The sequence below is a fragment of the Sphingomonas canaveralia genome, from assembly GCF_047238125.1.
Taxonomy (GTDB): Bacteria; Pseudomonadota; Alphaproteobacteria; order Sphingomonadales; family Sphingomonadaceae; genus JBDFMH01.
Genome location: NZ_JBDFMH010000001.1, coordinates 3,273,649 through 3,299,814 on the forward strand (window position 1 = coordinate 3,273,649; position 26,166 = coordinate 3,299,814).

At 66.6% G+C, this 26,166-nt stretch carries 28 protein-coding genes; 16 read left to right on the top strand and 12 right to left on the bottom strand.

Annotated elements, in window-relative coordinates:
• Nucleotides 1-35: 35 nt before the first annotated feature.
• Both ABC347_RS16315 and ABC347_RS16320 read right to left on the bottom strand, forming a co-directional pair.
• On the bottom strand, nt 36-1,757 hold the full coding sequence (locus ABC347_RS16315; RefSeq protein WP_413246765.1) for an N-acyl-D-amino-acid deacylase family protein: 1,722 nt from the start codon (nt 1,755-1,757) through the stop codon (nt 36-38).
• Between the two features lie 65 nt (nt 1,758-1,822).
• On the bottom strand, nt 1,823-2,368 hold the full coding sequence (locus ABC347_RS16320) for a glutathione peroxidase (RefSeq protein ID WP_413246766.1): 546 nt from the start codon (nt 2,366-2,368) through the stop codon (nt 1,823-1,825).
• 110 nt (nt 2,369-2,478) lie between these two features.
• On the opposite strand from ABC347_RS16320, the gene ABC347_RS16325 reads away from it, so the two are divergent.
• Genes ABC347_RS16325 through ABC347_RS16340 form a run of 4 tightly spaced genes read left to right on the top strand, consistent with a single transcriptional unit; the run spans nt 2,479 to nt 5,385 of the window.
• Entirely contained in the window at nt 2,479-3,687 is a 1,209-nt protein-coding gene (locus tag ABC347_RS16325; RefSeq protein WP_413246767.1) for a trans-sulfuration enzyme family protein, read from the top strand.
• Complete coding sequence (gene apaG, locus ABC347_RS16330; RefSeq protein WP_413246768.1) at nt 3,684-4,094, top strand: Co2+/Mg2+ efflux protein ApaG; 411 nt, start codon at nt 3,684-3,686, stop codon at nt 4,092-4,094. Before ABC347_RS16325 ends, apaG begins: the two co-directional genes overlap by 4 nt.
• Nucleotides 4,091-4,882, top strand: a complete 792-nt coding sequence (locus tag ABC347_RS16335; protein WP_413246769.1) for a LysR family transcriptional regulator — start codon at nt 4,091-4,093, stop codon at nt 4,880-4,882. The genes apaG and ABC347_RS16335 overlap by 4 nt, the downstream gene beginning before the upstream one ends.
• Nucleotides 4,879-5,385: a GNAT family N-acetyltransferase gene (locus ABC347_RS16340; protein ID WP_413246770.1), complete on the top strand. Its 507-nt coding sequence runs from the start codon at nt 4,879-4,881 to the stop codon at nt 5,383-5,385. Before ABC347_RS16335 ends, ABC347_RS16340 begins: the two co-directional genes overlap by 4 nt.
• 39 nt (nt 5,386-5,424) lie before the next feature.
• Here the strand turns inward: ABC347_RS16340 and ABC347_RS16345 are convergent, their stop codons facing one another.
• The 3 genes from ABC347_RS16345 to parE form a co-directional block, all read right to left on the bottom strand.
• Nucleotides 5,425-5,649, bottom strand: a complete 225-nt coding sequence (locus ABC347_RS16345) for a hypothetical protein (RefSeq protein ID WP_413246771.1) — start codon at nt 5,647-5,649, stop codon at nt 5,425-5,427.
• A gap of 88 nt (nt 5,650-5,737) precedes the next feature.
• Nucleotides 5,738-6,103, bottom strand: coding sequence for a hypothetical protein (locus ABC347_RS16350; RefSeq protein WP_413246772.1), 366 nt, complete (start codon nt 6,101-6,103; stop codon nt 5,738-5,740).
• A 55-nt stretch (nt 6,104-6,158) separates the two neighbouring features.
• Nucleotides 6,159-8,138: a DNA topoisomerase IV subunit B gene (gene parE / locus ABC347_RS16355; protein ID WP_413246773.1), complete on the bottom strand. Its 1,980-nt coding sequence runs from the start codon at nt 8,136-8,138 to the stop codon at nt 6,159-6,161.
• A 119-nt stretch (nt 8,139-8,257) separates the two neighbouring features.
• On the opposite strand from parE, the gene ABC347_RS16360 reads away from it, so the two are divergent.
• Together ABC347_RS16360 and ABC347_RS16365 are read left to right on the top strand one after the other, a co-directional pair.
• Nucleotides 8,258-9,382, top strand: coding sequence for a diguanylate cyclase domain-containing protein (locus ABC347_RS16360; RefSeq protein ID WP_413246774.1), 1,125 nt, complete (start codon nt 8,258-8,260; stop codon nt 9,380-9,382).
• A 63-nt stretch (nt 9,383-9,445) separates the two neighbouring features.
• A complete protein-coding gene (locus tag ABC347_RS16365) occupies nt 9,446-9,952 on the top strand; it encodes a carboxymuconolactone decarboxylase family protein (RefSeq protein ID WP_413246775.1) in 507 nt (168 codons plus the stop codon).
• Between the two features lie 135 nt (nt 9,953-10,087).
• Here the strand turns inward: ABC347_RS16365 and ABC347_RS16370 are convergent, their stop codons facing one another.
• Nucleotides 10,088-10,780 (bottom strand): GcrA family cell cycle regulator, encoded by a 693-nt coding sequence (locus ABC347_RS16370; protein ID WP_413247086.1) that lies wholly within the window; start codon nt 10,778-10,780, stop codon nt 10,088-10,090.
• 49 nt (nt 10,781-10,829) lie between these two features.
• Between ABC347_RS16370 and ABC347_RS16375 the strand changes: the two genes are divergently transcribed.
• Complete coding sequence (locus ABC347_RS16375) at nt 10,830-11,657, top strand: ABC transporter permease (protein WP_413246776.1); 828 nt, start codon at nt 10,830-10,832, stop codon at nt 11,655-11,657.
• 55 nt (nt 11,658-11,712) lie between these two features.
• Here the strand turns inward: ABC347_RS16375 and ABC347_RS16380 are convergent, their stop codons facing one another.
• Entirely contained in the window at nt 11,713-12,183 is a 471-nt protein-coding gene (locus ABC347_RS16380; protein ID WP_413246777.1) for a hypothetical protein, read from the bottom strand.
• A gap of 745 nt (nt 12,184-12,928) precedes the next feature.
• Between ABC347_RS16380 and ABC347_RS16385 the strand changes: the two genes are divergently transcribed.
• The 6 genes from ABC347_RS16385 (at nt 12,929) to queE (ending at nt 18,416) form a co-directional block, all read left to right on the top strand.
• Nucleotides 12,929-14,119: an aspartate aminotransferase family protein gene (locus tag ABC347_RS16385; protein WP_413246778.1), complete on the top strand. Its 1,191-nt coding sequence runs from the start codon at nt 12,929-12,931 to the stop codon at nt 14,117-14,119.
• Nucleotides 14,120-14,251: 132 nt separating this feature from the next.
• Nucleotides 14,252-15,178: an ornithine carbamoyltransferase gene (gene argF / locus ABC347_RS16390; protein WP_413246779.1), complete on the top strand. Its 927-nt coding sequence runs from the start codon at nt 14,252-14,254 to the stop codon at nt 15,176-15,178.
• A gap of 157 nt (nt 15,179-15,335) precedes the next feature.
• Entirely contained in the window at nt 15,336-16,313 is a 978-nt protein-coding gene (hslO, locus tag ABC347_RS16395; protein ID WP_413246780.1) for an Hsp33 family molecular chaperone HslO, read from the top strand.
• Nucleotides 16,314-16,460: 147 nt separating this feature from the next.
• A complete protein-coding gene (locus ABC347_RS16400; RefSeq protein WP_413246781.1) occupies nt 16,461-16,895 on the top strand; it encodes a hypothetical protein in 435 nt (144 codons plus the stop codon).
• Between the two features lie 181 nt (nt 16,896-17,076).
• Complete coding sequence (queC, locus tag ABC347_RS16405; protein ID WP_413246782.1) at nt 17,077-17,775, top strand: 7-cyano-7-deazaguanine synthase QueC; 699 nt, start codon at nt 17,077-17,079, stop codon at nt 17,773-17,775.
• A complete protein-coding gene (gene queE / locus ABC347_RS16410; protein ID WP_413246783.1) occupies nt 17,772-18,416 on the top strand; it encodes a 7-carboxy-7-deazaguanine synthase in 645 nt (214 codons plus the stop codon). The genes queC and queE overlap by 4 nt, the downstream gene beginning before the upstream one ends.
• Before the next feature lie 5 nt (nt 18,417-18,421).
• Here queE and ABC347_RS16415 read toward each other — a convergent pair whose 3' ends face one another.
• From ABC347_RS16415 to lipB, 4 genes are all read right to left on the bottom strand, one after another.
• Nucleotides 18,422-18,982 (bottom strand): DUF2306 domain-containing protein, encoded by a 561-nt coding sequence (locus tag ABC347_RS16415; RefSeq protein WP_413246784.1) that lies wholly within the window; start codon nt 18,980-18,982, stop codon nt 18,422-18,424.
• Nucleotides 18,952-19,632 carry a hypothetical protein gene (locus ABC347_RS16420; protein ID WP_413246785.1) on the bottom strand — a complete coding sequence of 227 codons (681 nt, stop codon included), beginning with the start codon at nt 19,630-19,632 and terminating at the stop codon, nt 18,952-18,954. Before ABC347_RS16420 ends, ABC347_RS16415 begins: the two co-directional genes overlap by 31 nt.
• Before the next feature lie 197 nt (nt 19,633-19,829).
• Nucleotides 19,830-20,117, bottom strand: a complete 288-nt coding sequence (locus tag ABC347_RS16425; RefSeq protein WP_413246786.1) for a hypothetical protein — start codon at nt 20,115-20,117, stop codon at nt 19,830-19,832.
• Nucleotides 20,118-20,204: 87 nt separating this feature from the next.
• Nucleotides 20,205-20,867 carry a lipoyl(octanoyl) transferase LipB gene (gene lipB, locus ABC347_RS16430; RefSeq protein ID WP_413246787.1) on the bottom strand — a complete coding sequence of 221 codons (663 nt, stop codon included), beginning with the start codon at nt 20,865-20,867 and terminating at the stop codon, nt 20,205-20,207.
• A 94-nt stretch (nt 20,868-20,961) separates the two neighbouring features.
• Between lipB and ABC347_RS16435 the strand changes: the two genes are divergently transcribed.
• The gene (locus ABC347_RS16435; protein ID WP_413246788.1) at nt 20,962-21,741 is read left to right on the top strand and encodes a hypothetical protein; all 780 of its coding nucleotides are present in this window, start codon (nt 20,962-20,964) and stop codon (nt 21,739-21,741) included.
• A gap of 219 nt (nt 21,742-21,960) precedes the next feature.
• Here ABC347_RS16435 and ABC347_RS16440 read toward each other — a convergent pair whose 3' ends face one another.
• On the bottom strand, nt 21,961-23,691 hold the full coding sequence (locus ABC347_RS16440) for a hypothetical protein (protein WP_413246789.1): 1,731 nt from the start codon (nt 23,689-23,691) through the stop codon (nt 21,961-21,963).
• A 277-nt stretch (nt 23,692-23,968) separates the two neighbouring features.
• Here ABC347_RS16440 and ABC347_RS16445 point away from each other — a divergent pair, with 277 nt between their 5' ends.
• Together ABC347_RS16445 and ABC347_RS16450 are read left to right on the top strand one after the other, a co-directional pair.
• Complete coding sequence (locus ABC347_RS16445; protein ID WP_413246790.1) at nt 23,969-25,345, top strand: O-antigen ligase family protein; 1,377 nt, start codon at nt 23,969-23,971, stop codon at nt 25,343-25,345.
• 93 nt (nt 25,346-25,438) lie between these two features.
• Nucleotides 25,439-26,140, top strand: coding sequence for a polysaccharide biosynthesis/export family protein (locus ABC347_RS16450; RefSeq protein WP_413246791.1), 702 nt, complete (start codon nt 25,439-25,441; stop codon nt 26,138-26,140).
• Nucleotides 26,141-26,166 lie beyond the last annotated feature (26 nt).

The following is a 26,166-nucleotide window of genomic DNA, read 5'->3' on the forward strand; positions in this document are numbered from 1 at the left end:
CCTTGTCAGGAAGCCGATGGATGGACGCCTGCGCGTTACGCCGCCTGGCGGCGCAGCAGGCGGCCGGGGCGGGCGCCGGTCGCCTGGTCATGCTCGCGGGTGGGCACGCCGGCCACGATCGTCGCGCGATAGCCGCTGACCGACTGGAGCAGGCGACTGGCGCCGCCCGGCAGATCATCGACGATGGTCGGCCGGCCGAGCTTCAGCGCATCGAAATCGATCACGTTGAGGTCGGCGCGAAGGCCGGGGGCGATGCGGCCGCGATCGCGCAGATTGTAGGCGCGCGCGGTATCCGCGGTCATCATCCTGACCACCTGTTCGACCGGCAGCGTGGCACCGCGGCGGCGATCGCGCGCCCAGTGCGTGAGCATGAAGCTGTTCATCGATCCATCGCAGATCGTCATGACATGGGCGCCGGCGTCAGATGCGCCCAGGATCGCGGCATCTCGCGCCATCAGCTGGCCGAGATGTTCGAGCCCGGTCTCGTCATAATTGTTGACCGCCAGCAGCAGGCGCGGATTGCGGCTGGTGGCCAGCATCGCATCATAGGCCAGCGACTGCACAGGCACGCCGGTGCGCGCGGCGAGGTGGACGAGGTTGCGGCTCTCGTCGGGTTCGTAATCAGCTTCCTCGCCAAGATCGTAGCAGCGATCCCAATGCGCGTTCAGGAAGGCGCAGAAACTCCCTTCCGGATCGGTTTCCGCCAGGATGCGCTGCTTGATGTCCGGCTTGGCCAGCTCGGCGATCAGCTGTGACGGGGGCACCGACCGGCGGACTTCGAGGAAGGTCGGCCGTTCCATGAAGGGGTGCGTGCCCAGGAAGCTGAGCAGCGCGCCGATGCTGCGCCCGCTGACCTGCGCGAAAGCGCGCGAGCGGCCGCCGGCATTGACCTGGTCCATCCAGTCCAGCTGTTCGCGCCAGAAGCTGGGATAGAGATTGGGCTGCAGCACGAGCATATGCACATCGACCCCGGTCTGCGCGACCAGCCGGTCGTAGAGTGCCATCTCGCCTTTGAGCGCGTCATAATCCTCGCCGACCAGACCTTCGGGCGCGAATTCGACGAGGCCGCGATGCGCGGCGACGGCGCGGGCGATCGCCATCAGTTCCGGTTCGTCCGCGCGGAAATCGGGCGTCATCCCGCCCGATGCGGTACGGTGGACCGAGGTGCGCGAGCTGGACAGGCCGAACGCACCGGCGCGCATCCCTTCATCCACCAGCCGCGCCATTTCCGCCACTTCGGCATCGTTGGCGGGGGTCTCGGTACCGACCTTGTCCCCCAGCACATAGAGGCGCAGCGGGCCGTGCGGCATCAGCGCGCCGATATCGAAGGTGCGCGGCGTGGAATCGAGGACGTCGAGATAGTCGGGGAAGCTTTCCCAATTCCAGCGCAGCCCTTCGTGCAGCGCGCTGCCGGGGATTTCCTCGACCCCGTCCATCAGCTCGATCAGCCGCTCCTCCGCGCCGCGGCGGACGGGCGCGAAGCCGACGCCGCAATTGCCAAGGATCGCGGTGGTGACACCCGAGCTGAACGAGGGATCGAGCACCGGATCCCACGTCGCCTGGCCATCATAATGGGTGTGGATATCGACCCAGCCGGGGGTGACCAGCAAGCCATCCGCATCGATCTCTCGATCGCCGCGCGCGGCGACCTTGCCGACCTCGACGATCAGGCCGCCATCGACCGCGACATCCGCGACGAAGCCGGGCGAACCCGTGCCATCGATGACGGTGCCGCCGCGGATCACCAGATCGACCATCGTCTCATCCTCTCAACTTCTTGTCTTTGCGCGACGATCCTAACCGAAACGGCTAGCAGGCGCGACTATTTCGCGAGTTCGGCCTCCACCGCGGAGACGATGCGGGGATCGTCGGGCGCCATGTCCGGCGAGAAGCGCGCCACCACCTGGCCATCGCGGGCGACCAGGAACTTCTCGAAATTCCACAGTAGCTCAGGCGCCGGGTTCGGCGTCATGCCATAGCCCTTCAGCTTCTCGCGAAAATCGGCGTCGGCCTCGGCGGCGGGCTTCGCAGCGGTGAGCGCGGCATAGAGCGGATGCTTGTCCGCACCCGTCGCCTTCACCTTCGAGAACATCGGGAAATCGACGTTGAACTTCGTCTCGCAGAAGGTCGCGATCTCGGCATCGCTGCCGGGTTCCTGGCCCGCGAAATCATTGGCGGGGAAGCCGAGCACGACCAGCCCCTGGTCACGGTACCGGGTGTAGAGCACCTCGAGCGCTTCATATTGCGGGGTGAGGCCGCATTTGGAGGCGGTGTTCACGATGAGCCGCACCTTGCCGGCATGATCGCCAAGGCTGCCGGGCGAACCGTCAATCCGGGTGAGCGGGATCTGTTCGAGCGATTCGGCCATGCATCTCTCCTATGAATTTGATGCATCCTTTCATGCGATGGTCCCCCGCGGCAAGGGAGGACCCGACCGCTCGATTGACGGAAGGGCGCATCGGGGGGCAAAGCGCTGCCATGAAGCGCACCACCGGCCAGGACCGCACGATCACCGCCAACTGGCGCCCGGCCACCCGCGCGGTGCGCGGGGGCACGGCGCGGTCCGAATATGGCGAGACCAGCGAGGCGCTGTTCCTGACATCCGGCTATGCCTATGACTGCGCGGCCGATGCCGCCGCGCGCTTTGCGGGCGAGCAGGAGGGGATGACCTATTCCCGCCTGCAGAACCCGACCGTCGACATGTTCGAGCGGCGTGTGGCGCTGATGGAGGGCACTGAAGCGGCGCGGGGCACCGCCAGCGGCATGGCGGCGATGACGGCGGCGCTGCTGTGCCAGCTTTCCGCAGGCGATCATGTGGTGGCGGGGCGGGCCGCGTTCGGATCGTGCCGCTGGCTGACCGATACGCTGCTGCCGAAGTTCGGCATCGCCACCACGATCGTCGACGGGCGCGACATCGACCAATGGCGCGATGCGATCCGCCCCGAGACGAAGCTGTTCTTCTTCGAAACCCCGGCCAACCCGACGCTGGACATCGTCGACATGGCAGCCGTGTGCGGACTGGCGCGCGAACGCGGCATCACGACGGTGGTCGACAATGCGTTCGCCAGCCCCGCGCTGCAGCGGCCGATCGAATATGGCGCGGATATCATCGCCCATTCGGCGACCAAGATGATGGACGGGCAGGGCCGGGTGCTGGCCGGCGTCGTCTGCGGCACCGAGAAGTTCATTCTCGACACGCTGCTGCCCTTCACGCGCAACACTGGGCCGACGCTGAGCGCGTTCAACGCCTGGGTGGTGCTGAAGGGCTTGGAGACGCTGGACCTGCGCATCCGACGACAGAGCGAGACTGCGCTGACGCTGGCGCGCTATCTGGAAAGGCGCGTGCCGGGGCTGCTCTATCCCGGTCTCGAGAGCCATCCGCAACACGCGCTGGCGATGCGGCAGATGGAAGCGGGCGGCACCATCATCGCCTTCACGCTGGATGGTGGACGCACCCAGGCGCACGCGCTGCTGGATGCGATGCGGCTGGTCGATATCTCAAACAATATCGGCGATTCGCGATCGCTGATGACGCATCCCTGCTCGACCACGCACAGCGGCCTTTCCGCCGAGGTGCGCGCTGAGATGGGGGTGGGCGAGGGGATGCTGCGGCTGAACGTTGGGCTGGAACATCCCGACGACCTGATCGAGGATTTCGACCAGGCGCTGACGGCGGTCGGGCTGTGAAGGCGCTGTTTCCGCACGAGGCCAGCACGCGCGGGCTGATCGTGCGGGTGTCGGTGAGCTTCCTCGCCGAACAGTCCGAGCCGGCGCGCGGGCGGTGGTTCTGGGCCTATCATATCCGGCTGGAAAATAGCGGCCCGCAGGCGATGCAACTGCTGACGCGGCACTGGATCATCACCGATGGCCGCGGCGCCCGGCACGAGGTGCAGGGCGAGGGCGTGGTCGGCGAGCAGCCGGTGATCGAGCCGGGCGCGTCCTACGACTATGTCTCCGGCTGCCCGCTGCAGACGCCGACCGGATCGATGGAAGGCAGCTATCACATGGTGTGCGAGGATGGATCGAGCTTCGATGCCGCGATCCCGCGCTTTCCGCTGATCGGCCCCGCGGTGGCGCAGGGGAGCCTGCAATGAAGCGGACCCACCTGCCGCTGAACGGGCTGCGCGTGTTCGATGCGGCCGCGCGCCATTTGTCGTTCACCCGCGCCGCCGACGAGCTGGCGGTGACGCCGGCCGCGGTCGGCCAGCAGATCCGCGCGCTGGAGGATGTACTCGGCGTGGTGCTGTTCCGCCGCACCGCGCGCGGGCTGGAGCTGACCCCCGAAGGCGAGAGCGGGCTGGAGCCGCTGCGTGCTGGTTTCCTTCAGTTCGAGGAAGCGGTGCGCGCGATGCAGGCGCAGCAATCATCCAAGGCGCTGACGATCGCCGCGCCGCGCGACTTTACCCAGAAATGGCTGAGCCGGCGGCTGGCCGATTATGCGCGCACCGATCCCGACCTGCGGTTCGTTTTGCTGGCGGCGGACGACGAGCTCGACTTCACCCAGGCCAATCTCGACCTTGCGATCCGGCTGACCGCCGACAAGGGCGAGATGGAAGGCGTGAAGCTGGCTGAAGGCGCGATCGTGACCGTGGGCGCGCCGGACGGCGGGCCGGGGCTGATCGCCTGGCCGGGCTGCGCGGCGGGCGATGATACGGTGCCGACACTGAGCGTCGGCGATGCCGGGCTGGCAATCGATGCGGCGGCCAACGGCGTCGGCCGCGCCTGCGTGCCCGCGCTGCTGGCCGAAGCGGATCTGGCGAGCGGCTGGGTGACGGCCATCGGCGACCCGCGCCCCGATCCCCAGGCCTATTGGCTGGTCGCGCCGACGCCGCAGTGGCGGCAGAAGAAGGTGAAGGCGCTGGTTTCCGCGCTGACCGCGTGATCCCGCCGCTTGCGACCGAGCGGCTGGCGCTGCGCCCGATCGCGCGGGGCGATGCGGAAGCACTGTTCCCGCTCTTTTCCGATCCGGAGGCGATGCGCTTCTGGTCCAGCCCGCCCTTTTCGGATGTCGAGGCGCTGCGGGCGTGGATCTCACCCAGCGACGAATGGCCGGCCTGGGTGATGGTGGAGGCGGGTGAGGTCGTCGGCCGGATCGCGATCGGCGTGCGGCGGCCGGGGGTGGCCGAGATCGGCTACGCGCTCGATCGCCGCGCCTGGGGCCGGGGGATCGCGGCCGAAGCGGTGAAGGCCGTGATCGCGCACGGGTTCGGCGCGATGGGCCTGCGCCGCATCTTCGCCGATGTCGATCCGGACAATATCGCATCGATCCGCTTGCTGGAGCGGCTGGGCTTTGCGCTGGAAGGCCGACTGCGCGCCGAATGGGAAACCCATATCGGCGTGCGCGACAGCCTGATCTTCGGGCTGCTGGCCAGCGATCGCACATGACGGAGCGGCGGCGTAGCGCGTGCCCGCCGCCGCCCGCGGTCAGCCCTCGGCGCCGGCGTCGGTAGTTGGCACAAGGCGCGGGGCGGAGCGCACCGGCACGCCCAGGATGTTGGCGCGGCTGCGCACCGCTTCCTGCGTGCGTTCGAGTTTGAGCGCCACTTCCTTGAGTGTCAGCCCGCTCCCGAATTTTTCGGTGAGCTCGGCATCGGCCTCCGCCGTCCATGGCGTGCGATGGCGCGCGCCGCGTCGATAGATTTGTTGCATGGTACGATCCGATAGCAAGGGTCTTGCCGCCGCGGATGCGGCGCAGGCCCGAATGTCGCGCACGGCAGCTGCCGTGGTGATGTGCTGATCAGGCGTGCGCGGATCGCGGCGGGGGCAGGGCCGGCCGCCCGGCATCGACGATCATGGCGATGATCGGCGACGACCAGATCATCGCCGGCACAGGATCGACCGCCACGACGACCGCGACTTCGTCTGCGACGACCGCGACGCCGATCCGATCGCAGAAGAAGGGCGGTAGCAGCGTATCATGATGCGACGACTGCATTTCGTGGCAGTCCGGCATGACGGGCAACCCGGACATCGCACGCGCGGGCGCCGCGATCATCGAGAGTTCCGCGCAGAGTGGCCCGGTCTGGATCGACACCAGCAGTGCGACCAGCGCCAGCGCGGCGATGCGCAGGATGGCGCGCGGGATCGGAAACCGTAGGGTCACCAATGAATCCTGCGCGCGGCGTGCCGCTCGGTCAATCCAGGCTAATTAATGGCGGTCAGGCGTCGATCGCGTCTTCCGCCACGGTGCGGGCATTTTCCTGGATGAAGGCGAAGCGGTGGGCGGGGTTGGTGCCCATCAGGCGATCGACCAGATCCTTGACCGCCGCCCGCTCCTCATATTCGGCGGGTAGGGTGACGCGCAGCAGCTGGCGCCTGGCGGGATCCATCGTGGTTTCGCGCAGCTGCTGAGGATTCATCTCGCCCAGACCTTTGAAGCGCGCGACTTCGACCTTCTTACCCTTGAATTCGGTGCGTTCGAGCTGGGCGCGGTGGGCATCGTCACGCGCATAGGCGGATTTCGCACCCGCGGTCAGCCGGTAGAGCGGCGGCTGCGCCAGATAGAGATGCCCGCGGCGGACGAGATCGGGCATCTCCTGGAAGAAGAAGGTCATCAGCAGCGTGGCGATATGCGCTCCATCGACATCGGCGTCCGTCATGATGACCACGCGTTCGTAACGCAGGCTGGCCGCGTCGCACTTGTCGCGCGTGCCGCAGCCCAGCGCCTGGATCAGATCGGCGATTTCCTGATTGCCGAAGATCTTGGCACTGTTGGCCGATGCCACGTTCAGGATCTTGCCGCGGATCGGCAGGATCGCCTGCGTCTTGCGGTCGCGCGCCTGCTTGGCAGAGCCGCCGGCGCTGTCGCCTTCCACGATGAACAGCTCGGTGCCGGCCGGATTGTCCGCTGCGCAATCGGTAAGCTTGCCGGGCAGCCGCAGCGACCGCTTGTTGACCGCGGTCTTACGCTTGACCTCGCGCTCCTGCTTGCGGCGCAGGCGATCGTCCATCCGATCGAGCACGAAGCCGAGCAGCGCCTTGCCGCGGGCCATGTCGTCCGACAGGAAATGGTCGAGATGATCGCGCACCGCATTCTCGACCAGGCGGGCGGCATCGGGCGAGGTCAGCCGGTCCTTGGTCTGGCTCTGGAACTGGGGATCGCGGATGAAGACCGAGAGCATCAGCTCCGACCCCTGCATCACGTCTTCCGCCGCGATGTCCTTGCCCTTCTTCTGGCCGACAAGCTCGGCAAAGCCGCGGATGCCCTTGACGAGCGCGGCGCGCAGGCCGGCCTCGTGTGTGCCGCCATCGGGGGTGGGGATGGTGTTGCAATAATAGCTGTAGCTGCCTTCGGACCAGAGCGGCCAGGCGACCGCCCATTCGACCGAGCCCTGGCCGTTCGGAAAATCCTGCCGCCCGGCGAAGGGCTGCGCGGTGGCGCATTCGCGCGTGCCGATCTGTTCGCGCAGGTGATCCGAAAGGCCGCCGGGAAACTGGAAGACGGCCTCGGCCGGCGTGTCATCAGCGATCAGCGCTGGATCGCAGCGCCAGCGTATCTCGACGCCGGCGAACAGATAGGCCTTGGATCGCGCCAGCCGGTAGAGCCGGGCGGGCTTGAAGTGCAGCAGGTCGCCGAAGATTTCGGGATCGGGCGTGAAGCTGACCGACGTGCCGCGGCGGTTGGGCGCGGCACCAGCGGCCTCCAGCCCGGTCTGCGGCACGCCTTTCGAGAAGCGCTGCCGCCAAAGCTGGCGATCGCGCGCCACTTCGACGACCGTGTCGACCGACAGCGCGTTGACAACCGAGACGCCGACCCCGTGCAGGCCGCCCGACGTGGCATAGGCCTTGTCGCTGAACTTTCCGCCCGAATGGAGCGTGGTCAGGATCACTTCCAGCGCCGACTTGCCGGGGAATTTGGGATGCGGATCGACCGGGATGCCGCGGCCATTGTCAGTCACGGTGATGCGGTCCCCCGCGCCAAGCGTGACTTCGATCCGGGTGGCGTGGCCGGCGACGGCCTCGTCCATCGCATTGTCGAGCACTTCGGCGACGAGATGGTGCAGCGCACGCTCGTCGGTACCGCCGATATACATGCCCGGGCGGCGGCGCACAGGTTCCAGCCCCTCGAGCACCTCGATAGCCGATGCATCGTAGGCGTGGGCCGGCGCGGCGCCGGCGGCGAACAGATCGTCTGGCATGGGTTCAGCTATAGGGCGTGCCGCGCGGCTGCCAAGCCGGCCTGCGTTAACCAGCTCTCAACCATGTCGGCATAGCGTGCGCCGATCGTTCGAATTCAGGGGGCGGCGTGGATTTCGGCATGGCCCGGCACAGTCTCGTCACCCGGCTCGTCGCCGGGATCGACTGGCTGTTGAGCGTGCCGGGCGACGAACCCCGCGACATGCGCGCGGCACGGCTGCACATGATCGTGCAGAAGCGGCCGGCGCTGCTTATGTCCAGCGTCGCGATCCTGCTGGTCAGCGCCACCACCACCATCATGACCGGGGCGGGCTGGGCCCATGCCTGGCTGGCGTTCGATCTCGTGATGCTGGGGTTGCGGCTGGCGCTGTCCTTCGCCTGGGATCGACCCGGGCGGCAGATGAGCGAGCGCGAATATAGACTCGTCGTCGTCACCGGCTGCGTGCTGCTGACCGTGCTGGCGTTCGGCTGCGCGATGGCGGTGCTGACCGGCATACCGCTGCTGCGGATGGTGGCCACGATCAGTGTGCTGGGGCTGGTCAATGGCATGATGTCGCTCTGGTCGGGGGTGCCGCGGTTGGCGCTGGGCATGCTGGCGCTGACGACCGGCCCGTTCATGGTCGCGATCGTCGTGCTGGGCGGCTTCTTCGTGGGCGCGGTCCAGTTCCTCATCATCATTGCGGGCACGGCGGCGTTCCTGGCGCAGAACCGCACGGTGCTGACAGGCATGCTGCATGCGGAGCATCGCACGCGGATGCTGGCGAACACCGATCCGCTGACCGGGCTCGGCAATCGGATGCGGCTGATGCAGCGGCTTGATACGATGCTGGCGGACGAGGGCGGCTTCGCGCTGCTCTATCTCGATCTCGACGGGTTCAAGGCCGTGAACGACGCGCATGGTCACCAGGCCGGTGACGCGCTGCTGGTGACGATCGCGGAGCGACTGGCGACGCTGGTCGGCGAGGAAGGCGAGGTCTGCCGGATCGGCGGCGACGAGTTCGTCGTGCTGCTGCCGGGTGCGGACCGGTTGGCCGCCGGGATCGTGGCCCAGCGGCTGGCGGTGCTGCTGGCGGGCAGCGGTCCGGACGGATCGGTCGGCGCGAGCCTGGGCATCGCGCTGGCACCGGTCGATGGGCTGAGCGCGGATGCGCTGATCGGGGCCGCCGATCGTGCGCTCTACGATGCCAAGCGTGGCGGGCGGGGCGGCTATCGCTTCCACCTTGCGCCGCAGGCGGCAGCGGCCTGATCCTTGTGCGGTTGACGTAGCGCCACGGACGCCTAGCCTGCGCCTCGACAAGATGGAGGCATTATGGCGAGGATCGATCTGCCCGCGGGCGCGGACCATGAAGTGGCAGCGATGTGGTCGCTCCGCCCGGGTCTGGGCAAGGCCGCGATGGCGTTCAGTGATACGGTGCAGGCGGAAACCACGCTGCCGATCCGCGAGCTGGAAGCGGCGCGCATCCGCATCGCCCATATCAACGGCTGCATCCCCTGTTCGCAGGCGAGGATGGAGGATGCCGACGGGCTGGGCATGGACGATGCCTTCTACGCCAATGTCGACGATCCGGCGAAGCGCGACGGCTATACGCGGCGCGAGGCGCTCGCGATCGGCTTTGCGGAACGGTTCGCGGCCGGCGCGGAATCGTTCGACGACGCCTTCTGGGCGGAGCTGCGCGATGCCTTTGCCAACGACGAGCTGGTCGAGCTGGCGGCTTGCTGCGCGAAATGGATGGGGCTGGGCCGCGTCAACGCGGTGTTCCAGCTCGAAGTGGCCTGTCCGATCGTGATCCCGCAACCGAAAGCGATGGCGGCTTGAGGCACTAGATCCTCCCCCGCTGGGGGAGGGGGACCGACCGCAGCGTGGTGGAGGGGCATGCGCGCTATCGAGAGCGCCTGCCCCTCCGTCAGCGCTGGCGTGCTGCTATCTCCCCGCCAGGGGAGGATCGACAGTTCAGCGAACGCGTGGGCCGCCAAAGGGCAACGGCGGCGGCGGACGGCGATCGCGGCGCGGCAGCTGCGCCTGATACGCCACCGAGCAGTGATCCAGGCAATAGGGGAAGCCCGGGTTCACCGGCTTGCCGCAGAAATGGAAGTCGGGCTCGCCAGGATGGCCCAGCGGCCATTTGCAGATCTTGTCGCTGAGTTCGAGCAGCGAAGTCTTCCCCGCCATCTCGGCCGACGGCTTGGCCGGGACCAGCCGGCGCGGCGGCGCAGGCGTGGCCGGCGGCAACTGATCGCCAGGACCTGAACGCACGAACCCGCCGGGGCCGATCGACCGGACGATCGGCTGCGGTGGCGGCGCGGGTGCGGCGGCGGCATCCGACTGAGCTTCCGTCGCCGGGGGAGGGGCAGGCTGCGCGGGCGGAGCCACCGGGGTCGCGGGGGCCGGGCGCGCGGCTTCAACCGGTGCAGGGCGCGGTGCTTCCACCGGGGCGGGCGGCGGTGGGGCCGGCGGGGCCGCGGCGGCAGGCGCGGGTTCGTTGGCCTTCACCGGCGACGGACGCGACTGCAGGCCAAGCCGGTGGGCCTTGCCGATCACGGCATTGCGGCTGACCCCGCCCAGTTCCTCGGCGATCTGGCTGGCGGTATTGCCGCCTTCCCAGAGCTTGCGTAGCAGCTCGATCCGCTCGTCGGTCCACGACATCGATCCATCACTCCTTGCGGGGTAGGGCGCGAGCCGATAGGCGGCTGCCATGCCCGAACCCCTGGAAAAAAGCACGCTTCCCGCCCCCGGCGTGCCGGTGATCCCGTTCGTCAACTGGGGGGGAATGCGCGCCCTCTATGTGAAGGAGGTGCGCCGCTTCTTCAAGGTGCAACTGCAGACGATTTGGGCACCGTCGATCACGACGCTGCTGTATCTGGTGATCTTCTCGGTCGCGCTGGGCGGCAGCGGACGCACCGTAATGGGCCATAGCTTCGCCAATTTCATCGCCCCCGGTCTGATCGTGATGGGGATGATGACCAACGCCTTCGCCAATTCCAGCTTCTCGCTGCTGGTCGGCAAGATCCAGGGCACGATCGTCGATTATCTGATGCCGCCGATCTCCACCTTCGAGATGGTCGCCGGGTTGATCGGGGCGGCCGTCACGCGCGCGGTGCTCGTCGGGCTGGCGGTGTGGGCGGCGATGCTGTTCTGGCCGGGGGTGCAGGTGATCCCGCTCCATCCCTGGGCGGTTGTCTGGTTCGGGCTGATGGGCGCGCTGATGCTGTCGTTCATCGGCCTTCTGACGTCGATCTGGGCCGAGAAGTTCGATCATAACGCCGCGATCACCAATTTCGTGGTAACGCCGCTGACGCTGCTCTCGGGCACCTTCTATTCGGTCGACCGGCTGGCCCCGACCTTCCAGGCGATCAGCCACGCCAACCCATTCTTCTACGTGATCTCGGGCTTCCGCTACGGCTTCATCGGCACGACCGACAGCCCGCTGCTGGTGGGCGCGCTGGCGCTGCTGGCGCTGAACGCGGTGCTGGCGGCGGCAAGCTACGTGCTGCTGGAAAGCGGCTGGAAGCTGAAGAACTGACGGGGGGGACCTGGGGCAGCGCCGCACGCACGCGCGACGCCGCCCCGGTCGGCAGTCAGACCACGATCTCCGGCACGACATAGCTGCCCGGAGTCGACAGGGCCGCTATCGCCTCGGGCGCCAGCCAGGTGTCGAAGCCTTGGACGATGCCGTCATGCGAGGTGCCGAACCTCGGAATGCCGACCAGATCGGGATCGGAGCTCGCCTCGACCTGACCCGGTGTCGGACCCGACAGGGACAGACCGTAATCCCCATCCTCGAACTCATGGATCATGATCGACGACTGATCTGGAAATATCAGGGTCAGGGTCGCGTAATCCACATAAGGCGATTCCTCGCTTCCATCGCCGGACGAAAACCAGCCCTCGACATATTTCACACCATTTGCATCTGCCCATCCGATCCAGCGCTGCGTCGTGACTTCGTCCGGGCCGGTCTCGACATCTTCTTCCTCCAGCACATAGGCTTGGCCGCCGGTCAGTATGTGGCCGTTCCAGACCAGGACATCGTCGGCGTCACCGTCCATGACATCGCCGCTGCGTGACCCGTCCGGCGAAGCGACGAGGACGATCGTATCGTTGCCTGCGCCGCTGCTGAATGGATCGCATCACTGAAGTCCAGATGTGATGCCACGAGGCTCCAATTCATATATACCCCCTGTCCAATAACAACTAATCTATAATTTTCCCAACTTCTTGGTCCGCTAAATGAGAGAACAAAACAGTATTATCTAATACTAGAAATTTTCTACAATACTCAGGCCTCATTGGCATTGTAACGCACACAGAGATGCCGCGACTTATGTACATGCCATACTCAGATATTCTATGGCGGTGTATAATAACATTTCTGCCGTCTGCAGAATAGTCTTCAATCCGCCCTGTCGTTGACGGATCGCCAAATTCAATCCTTATCCCCTGGAGGGATTTAGAATTCGTATGATCTCTGGGGATCTGCTCATTGCCAATGAGATGGAGCACTACAGTTAACCAAACTGTAGAAAGGGTCATCGGGTAAACTCCGCTAGCGCAGGTAGGCTACCGAAAAGCGACGCGACTGCAATGGGCTATGGCAGGCGCGGGGTGAATGGGTGCCTTGCAGACGGCAGGCGCAAACTGCGTGAGCCGTAAGGCTCCCGGCGCGATCCGGGGCCTGACGTCAGTTGACGGATTACTGGTCGCCCTCTAGGATACCGGCTCGAAAGGCGGCCGGCACGGGTCGCCTTTTCGCGTTCTGGAGTCCGTCCGGCTATTTCCTCGAGGAGCTTTCCTATGTCGATCACCCCGCTGATGCCTGTCTATCCGCGCTGCGGGGTGCGGCCGGTGCGAGGCGAGGGGTGTCACCTGATCGGCGAAGACGGGCAGCGCTACCTGGACTTCGCCAGCGGCATCGCGGTCAACCTGCTCGGCCATGGCCATCCGGCGCTGACGAAGGCGATCCAGGAGCAGGCGGCGACGTTGATCCACGTATCGAACCTCTATGGCAGCCCGCAGGGCGAGGCGCTGGCGCAGCGGCTGGTGGATAACAGCTTCGCCGATACGGTGTTCTTCACCAATTCGGGCGCGGAAGCAGTGGAGTGCGCGATCAAGACCGCGCGTCGCTATCATTTCGCGAACGGCAATCCGCAGCGCACGAAGATCCTGTCCTTCTCGAGCGCGTTCCACGGCCGCACGCTGGGCACGATCAGCGCCACCAACCAGCCGAAGATGCGCGAGGGGTTCGAGCCGCTGCTGCCGGGCTTCGAGGTGCTGCCGTTCGACGATCTCGCCGCCGCCGAAGCCGCGATCGACGAGACCACCGCCGGCTTCCTGGTGGAGCCGGTGCAGGGTGAAGGCGGCATCAAGCCGGCATCGCAGGCGTTCCTCCAGGGGCTCCGCCGGCTGTGCGACGCGCATGGCCTGCTGCTGATCCTGGACGAGGTGCAGTGCGGCGTGGCGCGCACCGGCACGCTCTATGCCCATGAGCAGTACGGCATCACGCCGGACATCATGGCGACCGCCAAGGGCATCGGCGGCGGCTTTCCGCTCGGCGCGTGCCTGGCGACCGAGGAAGCGGCCAAGGGCATGGTGATCGGCACGCACGGATCGACCTATGGCGGCAACCCGTTGGCGATGGCGGCGGGGCAGGCAGTGCTCGACGTGATCCTGGCGCCCGGCTTCATGGATCAGGTGCGCGCGACCGGCGACCGGCTGCGCCAGGCGCTGGAACAGATGATCCCCAACCATGATCATCTGTTCGAAGGCGTGCGCGGAATGGGCCTGATGCTGGGCGTGAAACTGAAAAGCGACAGCCGCGCGTTCGTGGCGCATCTGCGCGATCATCATAATCTGCTGACGGTAGCGGCGGGCGACAACGTCGTGCGCGTGCTGCCGCCGCTGGTGATCGACGACAGCCATATCGCCGAGTTCATCGAGAAGCTGTCCGCCGGCGCGCGGGCCTATCAGGTGCCGGAAGCGGCGTGACCATGATCCTCCCCCGCGGGGGGAGGGGGCCGGCCGCTGGCTGGTGGAGGGGTATCGCACAGTCGTTGGGGTTATACCCCTTCATCACGGCTTTGCAGCGGTCCCCCTCTCCCTGTGGGGGAGCAACATGATATGAACCATTTCACCGATCTTGCCGATGCCGGGGCGGATGCGATCGCGGCGATGCTGAACGACGCGCAGGATCGCAAGGCGGCGCGTGCCGGCTGGCCGAAAGGACGGGTGGACGCCGATGCGCCGCTGGCGGGCCATACGCTGGCGATGATCTTCGAGAAGAACAGCACGCGCACCCGCGTATCGTTCGACATGGCGATGCGACAGTTGGGCGGCACCACGATCGTGATGGACGCGGGATCGATGCAGCTCGGCCGCGGCGAGGACATCGCCGATACCGCGCGGGTGCTGTCGCGCTATGTCGACATCATCATGCTGCGTACCGACGATCACGCCAAGGTGATCGAGATGGCGCGCCATGCCAGCGTGCCGGTGATCAACGGGCTGACCGACCATAGCCATCCCTGCCAGATCATGGCCGATCTGCTGACCGTGATCGAACACGGCAAGGCGCTGCCGGGGCTGAAATGGGCGTGGCTGGGCGACGGCAACAATGTGCTCCATTCGATCGTGGAGGCGGCCGGGCTGATGAAGTTCCAGGTGGCGATCGGCTGCCCCGAGGGCCATGATCCGTCGGCCAAGGTGATCCGCATGGCACAGGAGCGCGGCGCGCATGTCGCGATCAGCCGCGATGCCGCGACCGCGGCGGCGGGTGCAGACGTGGTGGTGACCGATACCTGGGTGTCGATGGGGCAGGCCCATGCCGCCGAGAAGATCGCGGCGATGCAGCCCTATCAGGTGACCGATGCGCTGATGGCCGGCGCCGCGCCCGATGCGCTGTTCCTGCACTGCCTGCCCGCGCACCGCGGCGAGGAAGTGGTGCCGGCGGTGATCGACGGGCCGAAGTCGGCGATCTGGGACGAGGCGGAGAACCGGCTGCACGCGCAGAAATCGGTGCTGCTGTGGTGCCTGGGGCGGCTCGGCTGACGGTTGTCGCAGGGCTCGGCGCTTCCTATTTCCGCCGATCATCGGCGATCGATGCTTCATCCGTCACCCTGAACTTGGTTCAGGGTCCACTCCTCCATCGGCGATCGCGCCTGTGGCGCAGTGGATGCTGGATGGGAGAACGCGCCGCGACTGGAGAATGACGTTGATCAACGGCAATGGTGACGGCCGGCACGGGGCCGCGGTGACGCTGCATGTCGACAAGGCGCAGGGGTTCCTGATCCCCGAACGCCATGCCCGCGGCCGGATCGTGCGGATCGGGCCGGCGCTGGATGCGATCCTGGGCAAGCATGGCTATCCGCCGGTGATCGCCAAGGTGCTGGCCGAGGCTCTGGTGCTGGCGGCGCTACTGGGATCGACGCTGAAGGACGAAGCCGGTCAGTTGACGCTGCAGGCGCAGACCGAGGGCGGCGCGATCGACCTGCTGGTGTGCGATTATCGCGGTGGCGAGATGCGTGGCTATGTTCGCCACGATCCCGATCGGCTGGCCGAGATGCCCGCGGATCCTTCGCTGTTCGCGCTGTTCGGCAAGGGCTATCTGGCGATCACGTTCGATCAGGCGACAACCGGCGAGCGCTATCAGGGCATCGTGCCGCTGGAGGGCGGATCGCTGGCGGAAGCGGCCGAGGCCTATTTCCAGCAGTCCGAGCAGCTGCCGAGCCTGGTACGGGTGGCGGTGCGCGGCGACGATGGCGCCGGGCGCGTGGCCGGCGGGCTGCTGATCCAGCACCTGCCGGAAGGCGAGGAAGGGCGCGATCGGATCCACACCCGGCTCGACCATCCCGAGTGGGAGCATGTGGCGGCGCTCGCCGGCACGATCGCGCCGGACGAGCTGGCCGATCCGGCGCTGCCGATGGAGACGATCATGTGGCGGCTGTTCAACGAGGAGAGCGAGGTGCGCGTGCTGCCCGCGATCACGCTGTCACGCGGCTGCCGCTGCAATGCCGACCATGTCCGCGACGTGATCGCCCGCTTCCCGGCGGACGAACGCGCGGCGATGGCCGACTCGACCGGCCATATCCGGGTGAACTGCGAATTCTGTTCGGTCAGCTATCCGCTCGCGCTCGACAGCTTTTCCGACGAAATCACGATCGGCGGCGACGAAACGACCAAATAGGGACAGTCTTCGACCGGCTTACGGCGTTTGCAATGTCCGGACGATCGATTGTTAAGGGCTTTTGTGCGATAGCTCACAGCGTCGGCGGGGCGGGGGCGTCATAGACCGACCAAGTCGCAGACAGCTTTATTCTTCGAGGACAGGACGATGTCGATCGGCCGTACATTCCATATTGTCGCCCTGATTGCCGGCGCGCTTGCTGCCCCGGCCGCGCTTGCCGCCCCGGCCGCGCCGCTGGCGGTGCTGGCCGGGCTGGAAGCAGGCCGCTGGGAAATCCGCGTGGAGGGTGAGCAGGCGCGCGCGATGTGCCTGGCCGATACCGCGCAGCTGATGCAGGTGCGGCACGGATCGGCGGCCTGCAGCCGGCTGGTGATCGCCAGCGACAAGCAGAGCGCGACTGTCCACTATAGCTGCCCCGGGGCGGGCTGGGGACGCACCACGCTGCGCGCATCCACCCCCCGCAGCGTGAAGATCAACACGCAGGGCATCGCCGACAACGCGCCGTTCGCCTACTCGGTCGAGGCGCGCAAGACCGGCGAGTGCGGAGCGCTGGCCGCGATGTCGTCGATCGGCCGCCGCTGAGCCCGGCTCCGTTCAGCGGGGGTTTACCATTGCCGTGCTAGGGCTTTGACGTCGCCTTTCCTTCGGGGGAGGCGCTTCCTCCCTAGCCGGTCCATCGAGACCGAACCTGGGCCGTCCGTTTTGGGCGGCCCGTCTTTTTGTGCGCTTGCAGCATGGCGCGGCGAGGACTAGCGGCTGGCGCATGACACAGAGTGCAGCGCCGCTTGCCGTCGCCCTGATCTCGGGTGGGCTGGATTCGATGGTCGCCGCCGCGCTGGCCCGCGAGCAGGGTTATCGCCTGCTGGCGCTGACCATCAACTACAACCAGCGCCATTTGGTAGAACTGAGCGCCGCGCGCCGGATCGCAGCGTTGTTGGGGGCGGAGCGCCATGTGCTGCTGCCAATTGATCTCTCGCTGTTCGGCGGATCTGCGCTGACCGATGCGATCGCGGTACCGAAGAACGGCGTCGGCTCAGACATCCCCGTTACCTACGTGCCGGCGCGCAACACCGTGTTCCTGAGCCTGTCGCTGGCCTGGGCGGAGGCGGCGCGCGCCGAACGGCTGGTGATCGGTATCAATGCGCTGGATTATTCGGGCTATCCCGATTGCCGGCCGGAATTCGTCTCGGCGTTCGAGGCGCTGGCCGACGTCGCGACCAAGGCCGGGGTCGAAGGCGAGCGCATCCGCGTACTGGCACCGCTGGTGGCGATGACGAAAGCCGATATCGTACGCGAAGCCGCGCGGCTGGGGCTGGACGCGGGGCTGAGCTGGTCCTGCTACGATCCCGCGCCGGGCGGGCTGCATTGCGGCCTGTGCGACAGCTGCCGGTTGCGCGCGCGCGGTTTCCAGGAAGCCGGGCTGCCCGATCCGACCCGCTATGCCGTGCAGCCCGCCGCATGAGCTATGCCGTCAAGGAGATGTTCCTGACACTGCAGGGCGAGGGGCTTCAGGTCGGTCGGCGCGCGGTGTTCTGTCGCTTCGCAGGCTGCAACCTGTGGTCCGGCCGCGAGCAGGACCGGGAGACCGCGGCCTGCACCTTTTGCGACACCGAATTCGTTGGACTGGATGGCGATGGGGGTGGCCGCTATCCCGATGCCGCCGCGCTAGCCGCTGCCGCGCGCAGATTGTGGTCGGGGTGGATCGAGGAACCGGGCGGACGGCCGCTGATCGTTCTGACCGGCGGCGAGCCGATGCTGCAGGTGGACGACGCGCTGGTCGACGCGCTGCACGGCGCGGGCTTCGAGATCGCGATCGAGACCAACGGGACGCTGCCGGTGGCGACCGGGATCGACTGGATCTGCGTCAGCCCGAAGGCCGGCAATCCGGTCGTGCAACGGAGCGGCAACGAGCTGAAGCTGGTCTGGCCGCAGCCGGGCGTCGACTGGAAGGAAATGGAGGCGTGGGATTTCGCCCATTTCCTGATCCAGCCCATGGACGGGACGAACCAGGTCGATGCGCGCAACGCGGCGATGAAATTCGTGATGATGCACCCGCGCTGGCGGCTAAGCCTGCAGACGCACAAGCTTATCGGGCTCAGGTAAAGGCCTCAGCCGAACAGCCAGATCGCGAGATGACGCTGGCCGACGAAGGCGAAGCCGCCGGCCACGAGAAACGCACCGAACACCAGGCTGAGCACGACGATGCGGTGGCGCACGACCTGATGGCGGCGGGCATTGGCGATCAGCCGTGGCACCGAAACCAGCGTCAGCACGACGAAGATGTGGATCGCGCTGAATCCACCCGAAATGGTGCGGATGAAAAAGGCGGCGCAGGCAGTGGCGACCATCAGGCCGCACCATAGATATCCCATTCGGCGATGCTGGCGATCACCCTTGGCGGCGAGCAGCAGAAGCGGCGTGAGCGCGAGCGCGGCGATAATCGTTGCGAGGTGGATCGCGATCTGGGGCGGCAGCGTGGTCAGCTGGGCGCGGCCGCGCCAGATCGCGATTGCGATCGCCATCAGCAGACCGATCGCCAGCGCGGACGCGATATATTCTGGCGGGCCGGCGCGGCGGCCGATGCCGACCGGCCGATGCGGGCTGGCAGCGGTGGTCTCGCCGTCCGCCTCGCCGATGTTCAGCTGCTCCAGCTGGTCTGCGTGGCGCACTTCTCGCGCAGGCGGTTCTTCTTGTCCCAGCAATCCGCCGACAGCGGCGGCAGCGAGCGCGCCGGCAGCGCGGCCGGGCGGAAGGCGAACAGCCGATCGCCAAGCGGAACCAGGCTATTGCGAAATTCGCGCATGCGCCGCTCTGCCGTCTCGTGCAGTGTGCCGCGACGCTGGCCCAGCGCCTCGCGGCCGATCGACCCGGCGGTATCGCAGAAACCGAGCTGGGCGTGGAGAGTGGAGAAGCCGTTATAGGTACGCGTCGTGTACTGATCGAGCGCCTTCTGCCAAGTCTTACCGCCGGTGCGCTTGAAATAGTTGGCGATCTCCGAATAGGCGGAGGTCAGTTCGGCCGAATGCTGGCTGAGGATCGTGTTGTAGTTCTTCACCGTCATCAGCGAAGGGGCGAACTGACATTGCAGAGCCGCGACGTTGAGCCCGGCGCGCATGTTCCACATCAGGTGCGCGGCGAGTTCCTTCTGGCTGGCGCCGGGCATCGGCAGGCCGACGCCGGGTTCGTCGCCCTTGACCGGTTCACCCGCGAAGCTGGGCGGCATCCAGAACAGGTAGGTGGCCGATGCGGCTGCGCCGGGCGCCATCGCCGCTGTGGCGATCGCAGCGATTGCCGCGACACGGTGGAACGGGAGCTTCATGGTCGGTCAGTCCTCCAGCGAGGCCGCCGTTAAGCATCAAAGCGCGGCAAAGATAAAGAGTCCGCAGGGCCGAGCCGATCCGGGCCGCCACGATTCAGCGACGGATCGTCCGAAGCGAGTCATTTGGGCAACAGTGCGCAAAGGAAAAGGGCCGCCCGGTCGCCCGGACGGCCCTTCCTAACCCACTCGGGCGATGATCACATCGCGTTCGAGGTGTTGTCCATGGCCATGTTGCTGTCCATCGACATGTTGCTGTCCATGGACATGTTGCTGTCCATCGACATGTTGGCATCGGCACCCATCGCGCCGTCAACCGCAGTCACGTCGTTCATCGTGCCCATGTCGCCTTCCATGGAGGACATGTTGTCCATCGCCATGTTGGCATCGGTCGTGTTGGCGGTTTCGCTGCCGCCGCAAGCGGCAACCATCAGCGCCGCGCCGGCGACCATCGAAACGGCCGTCATCTTCTTGAGGGTATTCCGCATGTCCGACTCCCTAGATAGGCGATTTGGTCTGGGTTTCGCCCTAAAATCCCAAATCGCCGCCATCATTAGTCACAAAGCCCGCCATCCTCAAGTGCCGTCGCTTGGAGCGGCGAGCCGCGCAAGGAAGGCGGAAAAACGTTGATGCAACGCGGCATCGAACGCCTCCATTCCGATATCGATCCCCAGCGCATGCAGGCTCGTGACGGGATAGTCGGCGATGCCGCACGGAACGATGCCCGAAAAATGATCCAGATCAGGATGAATATTGACCGCGAAACCATGCAGCGTCACCCAGCGCTTCACGCGCACGCCGATCGCGCCGATCTTCGCTTCGGTGCCGCCGGTCGCCACCCAGACGCCGATCCGCCCTGGCGCCACGAACGCCGACACGCCGATCTCGCCGAGCGTTTCGACCAGCCATGCCTCGAGCGACGAGACGAAGCGGCGCACATCGCGTCCGCGGCGATCCAGGTCCAGCATCAAATAGCCGGTGCGCTGCCCGGGGCCGTGATAGGTGTAGCGCCCGCCGCGGCCGGCGGGAAACACCGGGAAGCGGCCGGGCGCGACAAGCTCGTCGATCGCGGCGCTGGTGCCGGCGGTGTAAAGCGGCGGATGCTCGACCAGCCAGACCCGCTCGGCCGCGCCCGCATTGCGAATATCAGCGGCGCGCCGTTCCATTTCGGCGAGCGCATCGGGATAGGCGGTGAGGCCGGGGGCGGTGCGCCACTCCACGCCATCGATCATGTCCATGGCCAGCGATCTGGCGTCGTCATCGGCGATGCGCAAGCAGCGGCGTTGCGCCCGCCCCCCGTGGCGGGATAGGGCGGGCGGCAGGGAGATTTGCATGGCGAAGCCGTCGATGAGCGCGATCTGGGACGAGACCACCGCGTTCGTGCGCGCGGAGGCCGGCCTGCTGTTCCCGCTGGCCTTCGCCACGATCGGCCTGGCGATGGTGCTGTTCGGGCTGCTTGCGCCGGTGACGCCGGACAAGCTGCCGAGCGCATCGGCAGTGGTGGCGCTGCTGCCGCTGGCGCTGTTGCTGCTGACCGGGCAGCTGGCGATCAGTGCGATCACGCTGCTCGACCGGGCGAGCGTGGCAGAGGCGCTGGCCGCCGCGTTCCGGCGGCTGCCGATGGCGGTACTGGCCAATCTGACCGTGGGGATCGTCTGCGGAATCGTGCTGGTGCTGGCCTCGCTGGTCGTCGCGATCGTCGGCATGGCCAGCGGTGCATCGCAAATGATGCTGGCCAATATCGCCGCCATGGTTGCCGCACCGGCGATCCTGTGGCTGTTCGTCCGGATCCTGCCGGTTCAGGGTGCGATCGTGGTACGGCCGCCCGCGATCAGCCCGCTGCCCGCGCTGCGCGAGGCATTCGCGATCACCAGCGGCAGTGCCGGCCGCATCGCCGGCGCGGCATTGCTGTTCCTGCTGGCCTATCTGCTGATCACGGTGGCGCTGCAGTTCGCGCTGGGATCGGTGCTGCTGATCATCGGCCGCGCGATCGGTTCCCCCGGCATCGGCTCGACGCTGGCGATCGTGGTGGCCGCCGCGATCGGATCGTCGCTACAGGCAGTGTGGACGGTGTTCACGGCGCGGCTTTATCGGGCGCTGTCGCTGGGGTGATCAGGCTACGCCGCGATCGTCCTGGATCCAGCGCTGATACGGGTCGCGGGCCAGCGGAGTGCCGCAGCGGCGGCAATTGCCGATGAAAGCCTCGCCATCATGACGGACTTTCTGCCGATCCGGTTCGTGCCCGCTGACCAAGCATAAGGGACGCAGCAATTTCGACACCCCGGCCTTCCCTCGCAACATCGTCTTGTTGCGCGCCGCTTTGCGCAAATCCTAGTTCAACGCAAGCCAGTCGCCCACGCCGGCCATACCGACCGAGAGCCAGACCCGGCCGGTCGGCTGCGCGACGTGCAGAATGCCGATTCCATCCGGTGCGCGCGTGGGTGGTGCTGCCGCCAGCCTTACACTGGAGAGATGTTCGGTCCCGGCCCCTGTGCGGCGTTGATACACAGGGCCGGCCTCATCGCGATAGAGCGCGCCTTCCACCACGTGATCCGGCCCAGGGCGGGCTGCAAGCAGCATCGGCGCACCCAACTCCACTGCGTCGCCCGGATTGCCGTAACTCAGCAACCGGATGAAGTCCTTTTCGGCATTGCCCGGCTGTGAAAGCGTCGCGCCGATGGACAGGGCGAGCGCATCCTGTCGCATATAACCATAGCGGATGAGGCCCGAGGGGGCGCCCATCTGGAGGCGCCAGTAGATCGGGCTTGCTTCCCCGACGGCTTCGACGCCGGCATCGTTGGCGAACAGGGTCGGCGGCCGGCGCACGTAGCCAGGACCCGGATCATTGCTTGCAGCATAGCCGGCACTGATCGGCCTTCCCCGGCCGCGCTGGTCCGGCAGCCAGTTGCTACGCACCCCGACACGCTTGGCGACGAAGGCGTTTCCCGGATTGTCATGGAGCATGGTCCCGATCCGCACCGTCCGTGTGCCGGCATCGGCATAGTCGACCAAAGCGGATCGTGGATCGCGCGGATCGCCGAGCCAGGCACCGGAAACCTGTTCGATATCGACAAGGTCGCACGACGCCAGGGTGATCGCACGTCGTGCGCCTTCGATATGGGTGCGACCGATGCGCGCGGCGACGAGTCGATGCAGCCGTACTGCATTGGCGCGGACCGCCGGGTCGCGCATGGTATCGGCCCCCGCTTGGGTCTTGGGATGTTCGACGAAGAGATGATCGATGTCGAGCAGACCCGAGCGTTGATCGCCCGTAATTCCCATGTTCGTATCGAAAGCGTATCCGTCAGCCGACAGCACCGCGCCGACCAGCCAGATATGGCGCAGGGCGACGTCGGACCCGCGATCCAGCGTGAGCGCCGGACCGAGACTGTCCTTCACCATCAGCCGGCTGATCTCGGATCCGATCCACTGGCCCCACCATTGAACGATTCCGCCTGCCACGGGGCGGCTTTGCCCTGCTGCGTTGCCATCGATGCAGAAGCCTTCAATGCAAGTATAATGGGTTGCCGGCGTGGTCGGGTCGGCCGCCGCCGGTGTCTGGATGGCGGCGCAGTTGGCGCCCGACAGCAAACGGATGATCGCACCCTTGCCAGGCAAGTCTTCGAACGCACCAAGATGACGCAGCGCTGTACCGCGCTGGAGACGGATTGGCTGGCCGATCGCATAACTGGCGCCGCTTGGCGAGGTAACGACGCCCGGACCCATGTCGCGGAGGCCCGCGTTGATCGCGTCGGAACAGTCCCAGGTGGAGCGGCCCTCGAGAATCGGCGCTATCCGGGCATACGGCAGGAAATCGAGAAGCGAGCGTTGTTCACGCAGCTTGTCGGAGACGAACCGTGCGCTTCCGTCCGATCCGGGAGGTCGATACGCAATGCCAGTCGCCGGTATCGCCGGCATGCGGACCCCGGCCAGCCACGCGATGAAATCGGTGTCGCTGGCATCGGCTGCGATCAGGCCTTGCGCTCGTGCGATGTCCGCGGCCGACGCACCGCGAAGTGCATCCAGGAAATCCTGTTCGTTCTTGCCCGCATTGCCCGGCATCGCTCGCCAGATCGCGAAGCCTCCGCCCGTCTGCGCGGCGACCGCGCCGGCCGCCGCGCCCCCGCCGAGGGCAAGCGCGGCGAGCGCCGCGCGACGACTGTGGCCGCCATCGGCTGACGCTGGAGAAGGATGGTCGTCCATACGCGCAGCTAGGCGAGTTGGGGTGTCGGCGGCAAGGCGTCCCCGAGTTGACGCCGAGGGCCAAGGGTTTAGATGACGCCGCCGGATCCTGGCCGATGTGCCGTCCTTCGCATTCTTCCTCGAGGCCCGCTCGCTGATGTCCGCGTCCTTCGCCCTGCCGGATCGCCGCACCCCGCGCGGCCTGGATGCCTGGATCGCGAGCGCGCTGGCGGCAGCCGCCTTGTTGCTGGGGGGGCAGGGGATGTACCTGACCCTCGTCGAAGCGGTTCCGCAGGCGATCGGGCTCGGCATACTCATCTATCTGGTCGCTGGCCGCGGGATGGATGTGCCTGCGGGGGCTGTCTGGCCGGTGCTCATCGCGCTGCTGCTGCTCTGCGTGCCGCTGGTCCAATTGATGCCGTTGCCCGAGACGATCTGGCAAACCCTGCCCGGACGCAGCTTCGCGCGCGAAATCTCGACCGTCGCTGGGGTGGCGGGGCGTCGCATGCTGAGCCTCGATCCGGATGGCACGCGCGACGCCGCGATCCAGCTGATTCCAGCCGTGGCCATGTTCCTGCTGGCGCTGCGTCTCGATCGCCGTGGACGGCTATTGCTTGTCAGCGTGGTGATCTGTGTCGCGGCCTTCTCGATGCTGGTCGGGGTCCTGCAGGTGGCCGGTGGCGCGGGCTCGCGACTTTACCTCTATCCCACGCTTCACGCCGGGCTTTCGGTCGGGCTGTTCGCCAATCGCAATCACCAGGCGGATCTCGCATTGATCGGGCTTGTGCTGACCGCCGCGCTGCTGGCTGATGCTGCTGGCCGTGGTACTGCGACGATGCGCGTGCGCACGTTGGCGGGCGGGTTGGCGCTGCTGTTCGCAGCGAGCCTCGTGGCGACGGCGTCGCGGACCGGTTTCGCTCTGGGGCTGCCCGTGGCCGTCATCGGCCTGCTGATGCTTGCCACGAGCAGGGAGATATCGCGCCGGACGCTGATCATCTTGCTGGTTGGGGGCGTCGTCGCGGGGGCGGGGTTGATTCTGGCCGGCGGTGGTGCCTTCGCGCGGCTCGGTTCACGGTTCGGGGCCACCACGGACATGCGGTTCGTCTATTGGGCGGACAGCTGGTTTGCCATCCAGCAATATTGGCCGTTTGGATCGGGACTTGGCACCTTCGATCCGGCTTATCGCGCGATCGAAGATCTGAGCAACGTGACGCCCTTCTACGCGAACGCAGCCCATAATGATTATCTCCAACTGTTGCTGGAGGTCGGCATAGTGGCGCCGATCCTCTTCACGCTGTTTTCCGTCTGGCTGATGGTCGCGGCTTGGCGGGTCTGGCGCGAGGAACGCGATATGGTGCGGATCGGGGCGCTCGCTGGAATGCTGGTGCTGCTGGCGCATTCGTTCACCGACTATCCGCTCCGCACTGTCGCACTGTCGACCATGTTCGGGATGTTGGCGGCGCTGCTGCTGCCCCCGATGCCGGGCGGCGAGCTGGGAGATACGCGGCGAAGGCGTCGCCGCAGCGCGGCGTGATAGGATTTGCCCGTGGCAAATGGTCTGGTCTATGGAGCCGGGCGCAGGGGCTTGCCGCCACGGTGTCGGCCGTGGCCCGAAGTAAGGATTTCCATGGTCGAGTCGATCATCCGGCGCTGGTGCGTGCTAGTGCCGTCTCTTGCACTTGCGGCTTGCGGTACGACCAACCCCAACCTGCCTCGCGGGTCGGCTGCCTATGACGTGATTCCGGCCCCCTCGGCGGCTCGATCCGCGGTAGATTACAAGATCGGGCCATTCGACGTCATCAGCATCACGACCTTCCAGGAAGAGGATCTGACGCTCAAGGACGTGCAGGTTGATGCAGCCGGGAACATCCTCGTGCCGCTTATCGGCACGGTGCATGCGGGCGGGCGGACATCATCGGAATTGTCGCGCGAGATCGCCGACAAACTCGAGCAGCGCTACCTGAACGATCCGCAGGTGTCGGTCATCGTCACATCCTCCGTTTCACAGAAGGTGACGGTCGAGGGGTCGGTCAACGAAGCTGGTGTGTACGAACTGAAGGGCGAGACCACGCTACTGCAGGCGCTGGCGATGGCCAAGGGGCCCAATCGGACGGCAAGCACGGGACAGGTGGCGGTGTTCCGGATGATCGACGACCAGCGCAAGGTGGCCGTGTTCGACGTGAACGCGATCCGCACCGGACGGGCGGCCGATCCGCAGATCCAGGGCAACGATGTGATCGTGGTGCCATTCTCCACCGTGAAGGGCGCGTTCCGCGACATTCTGGCGACGGTGCCCGCATTCGGCGTGTTCGCCGTCTTCAACAATTGAACGGCCGTTCGGCCGGCGTGAACGGA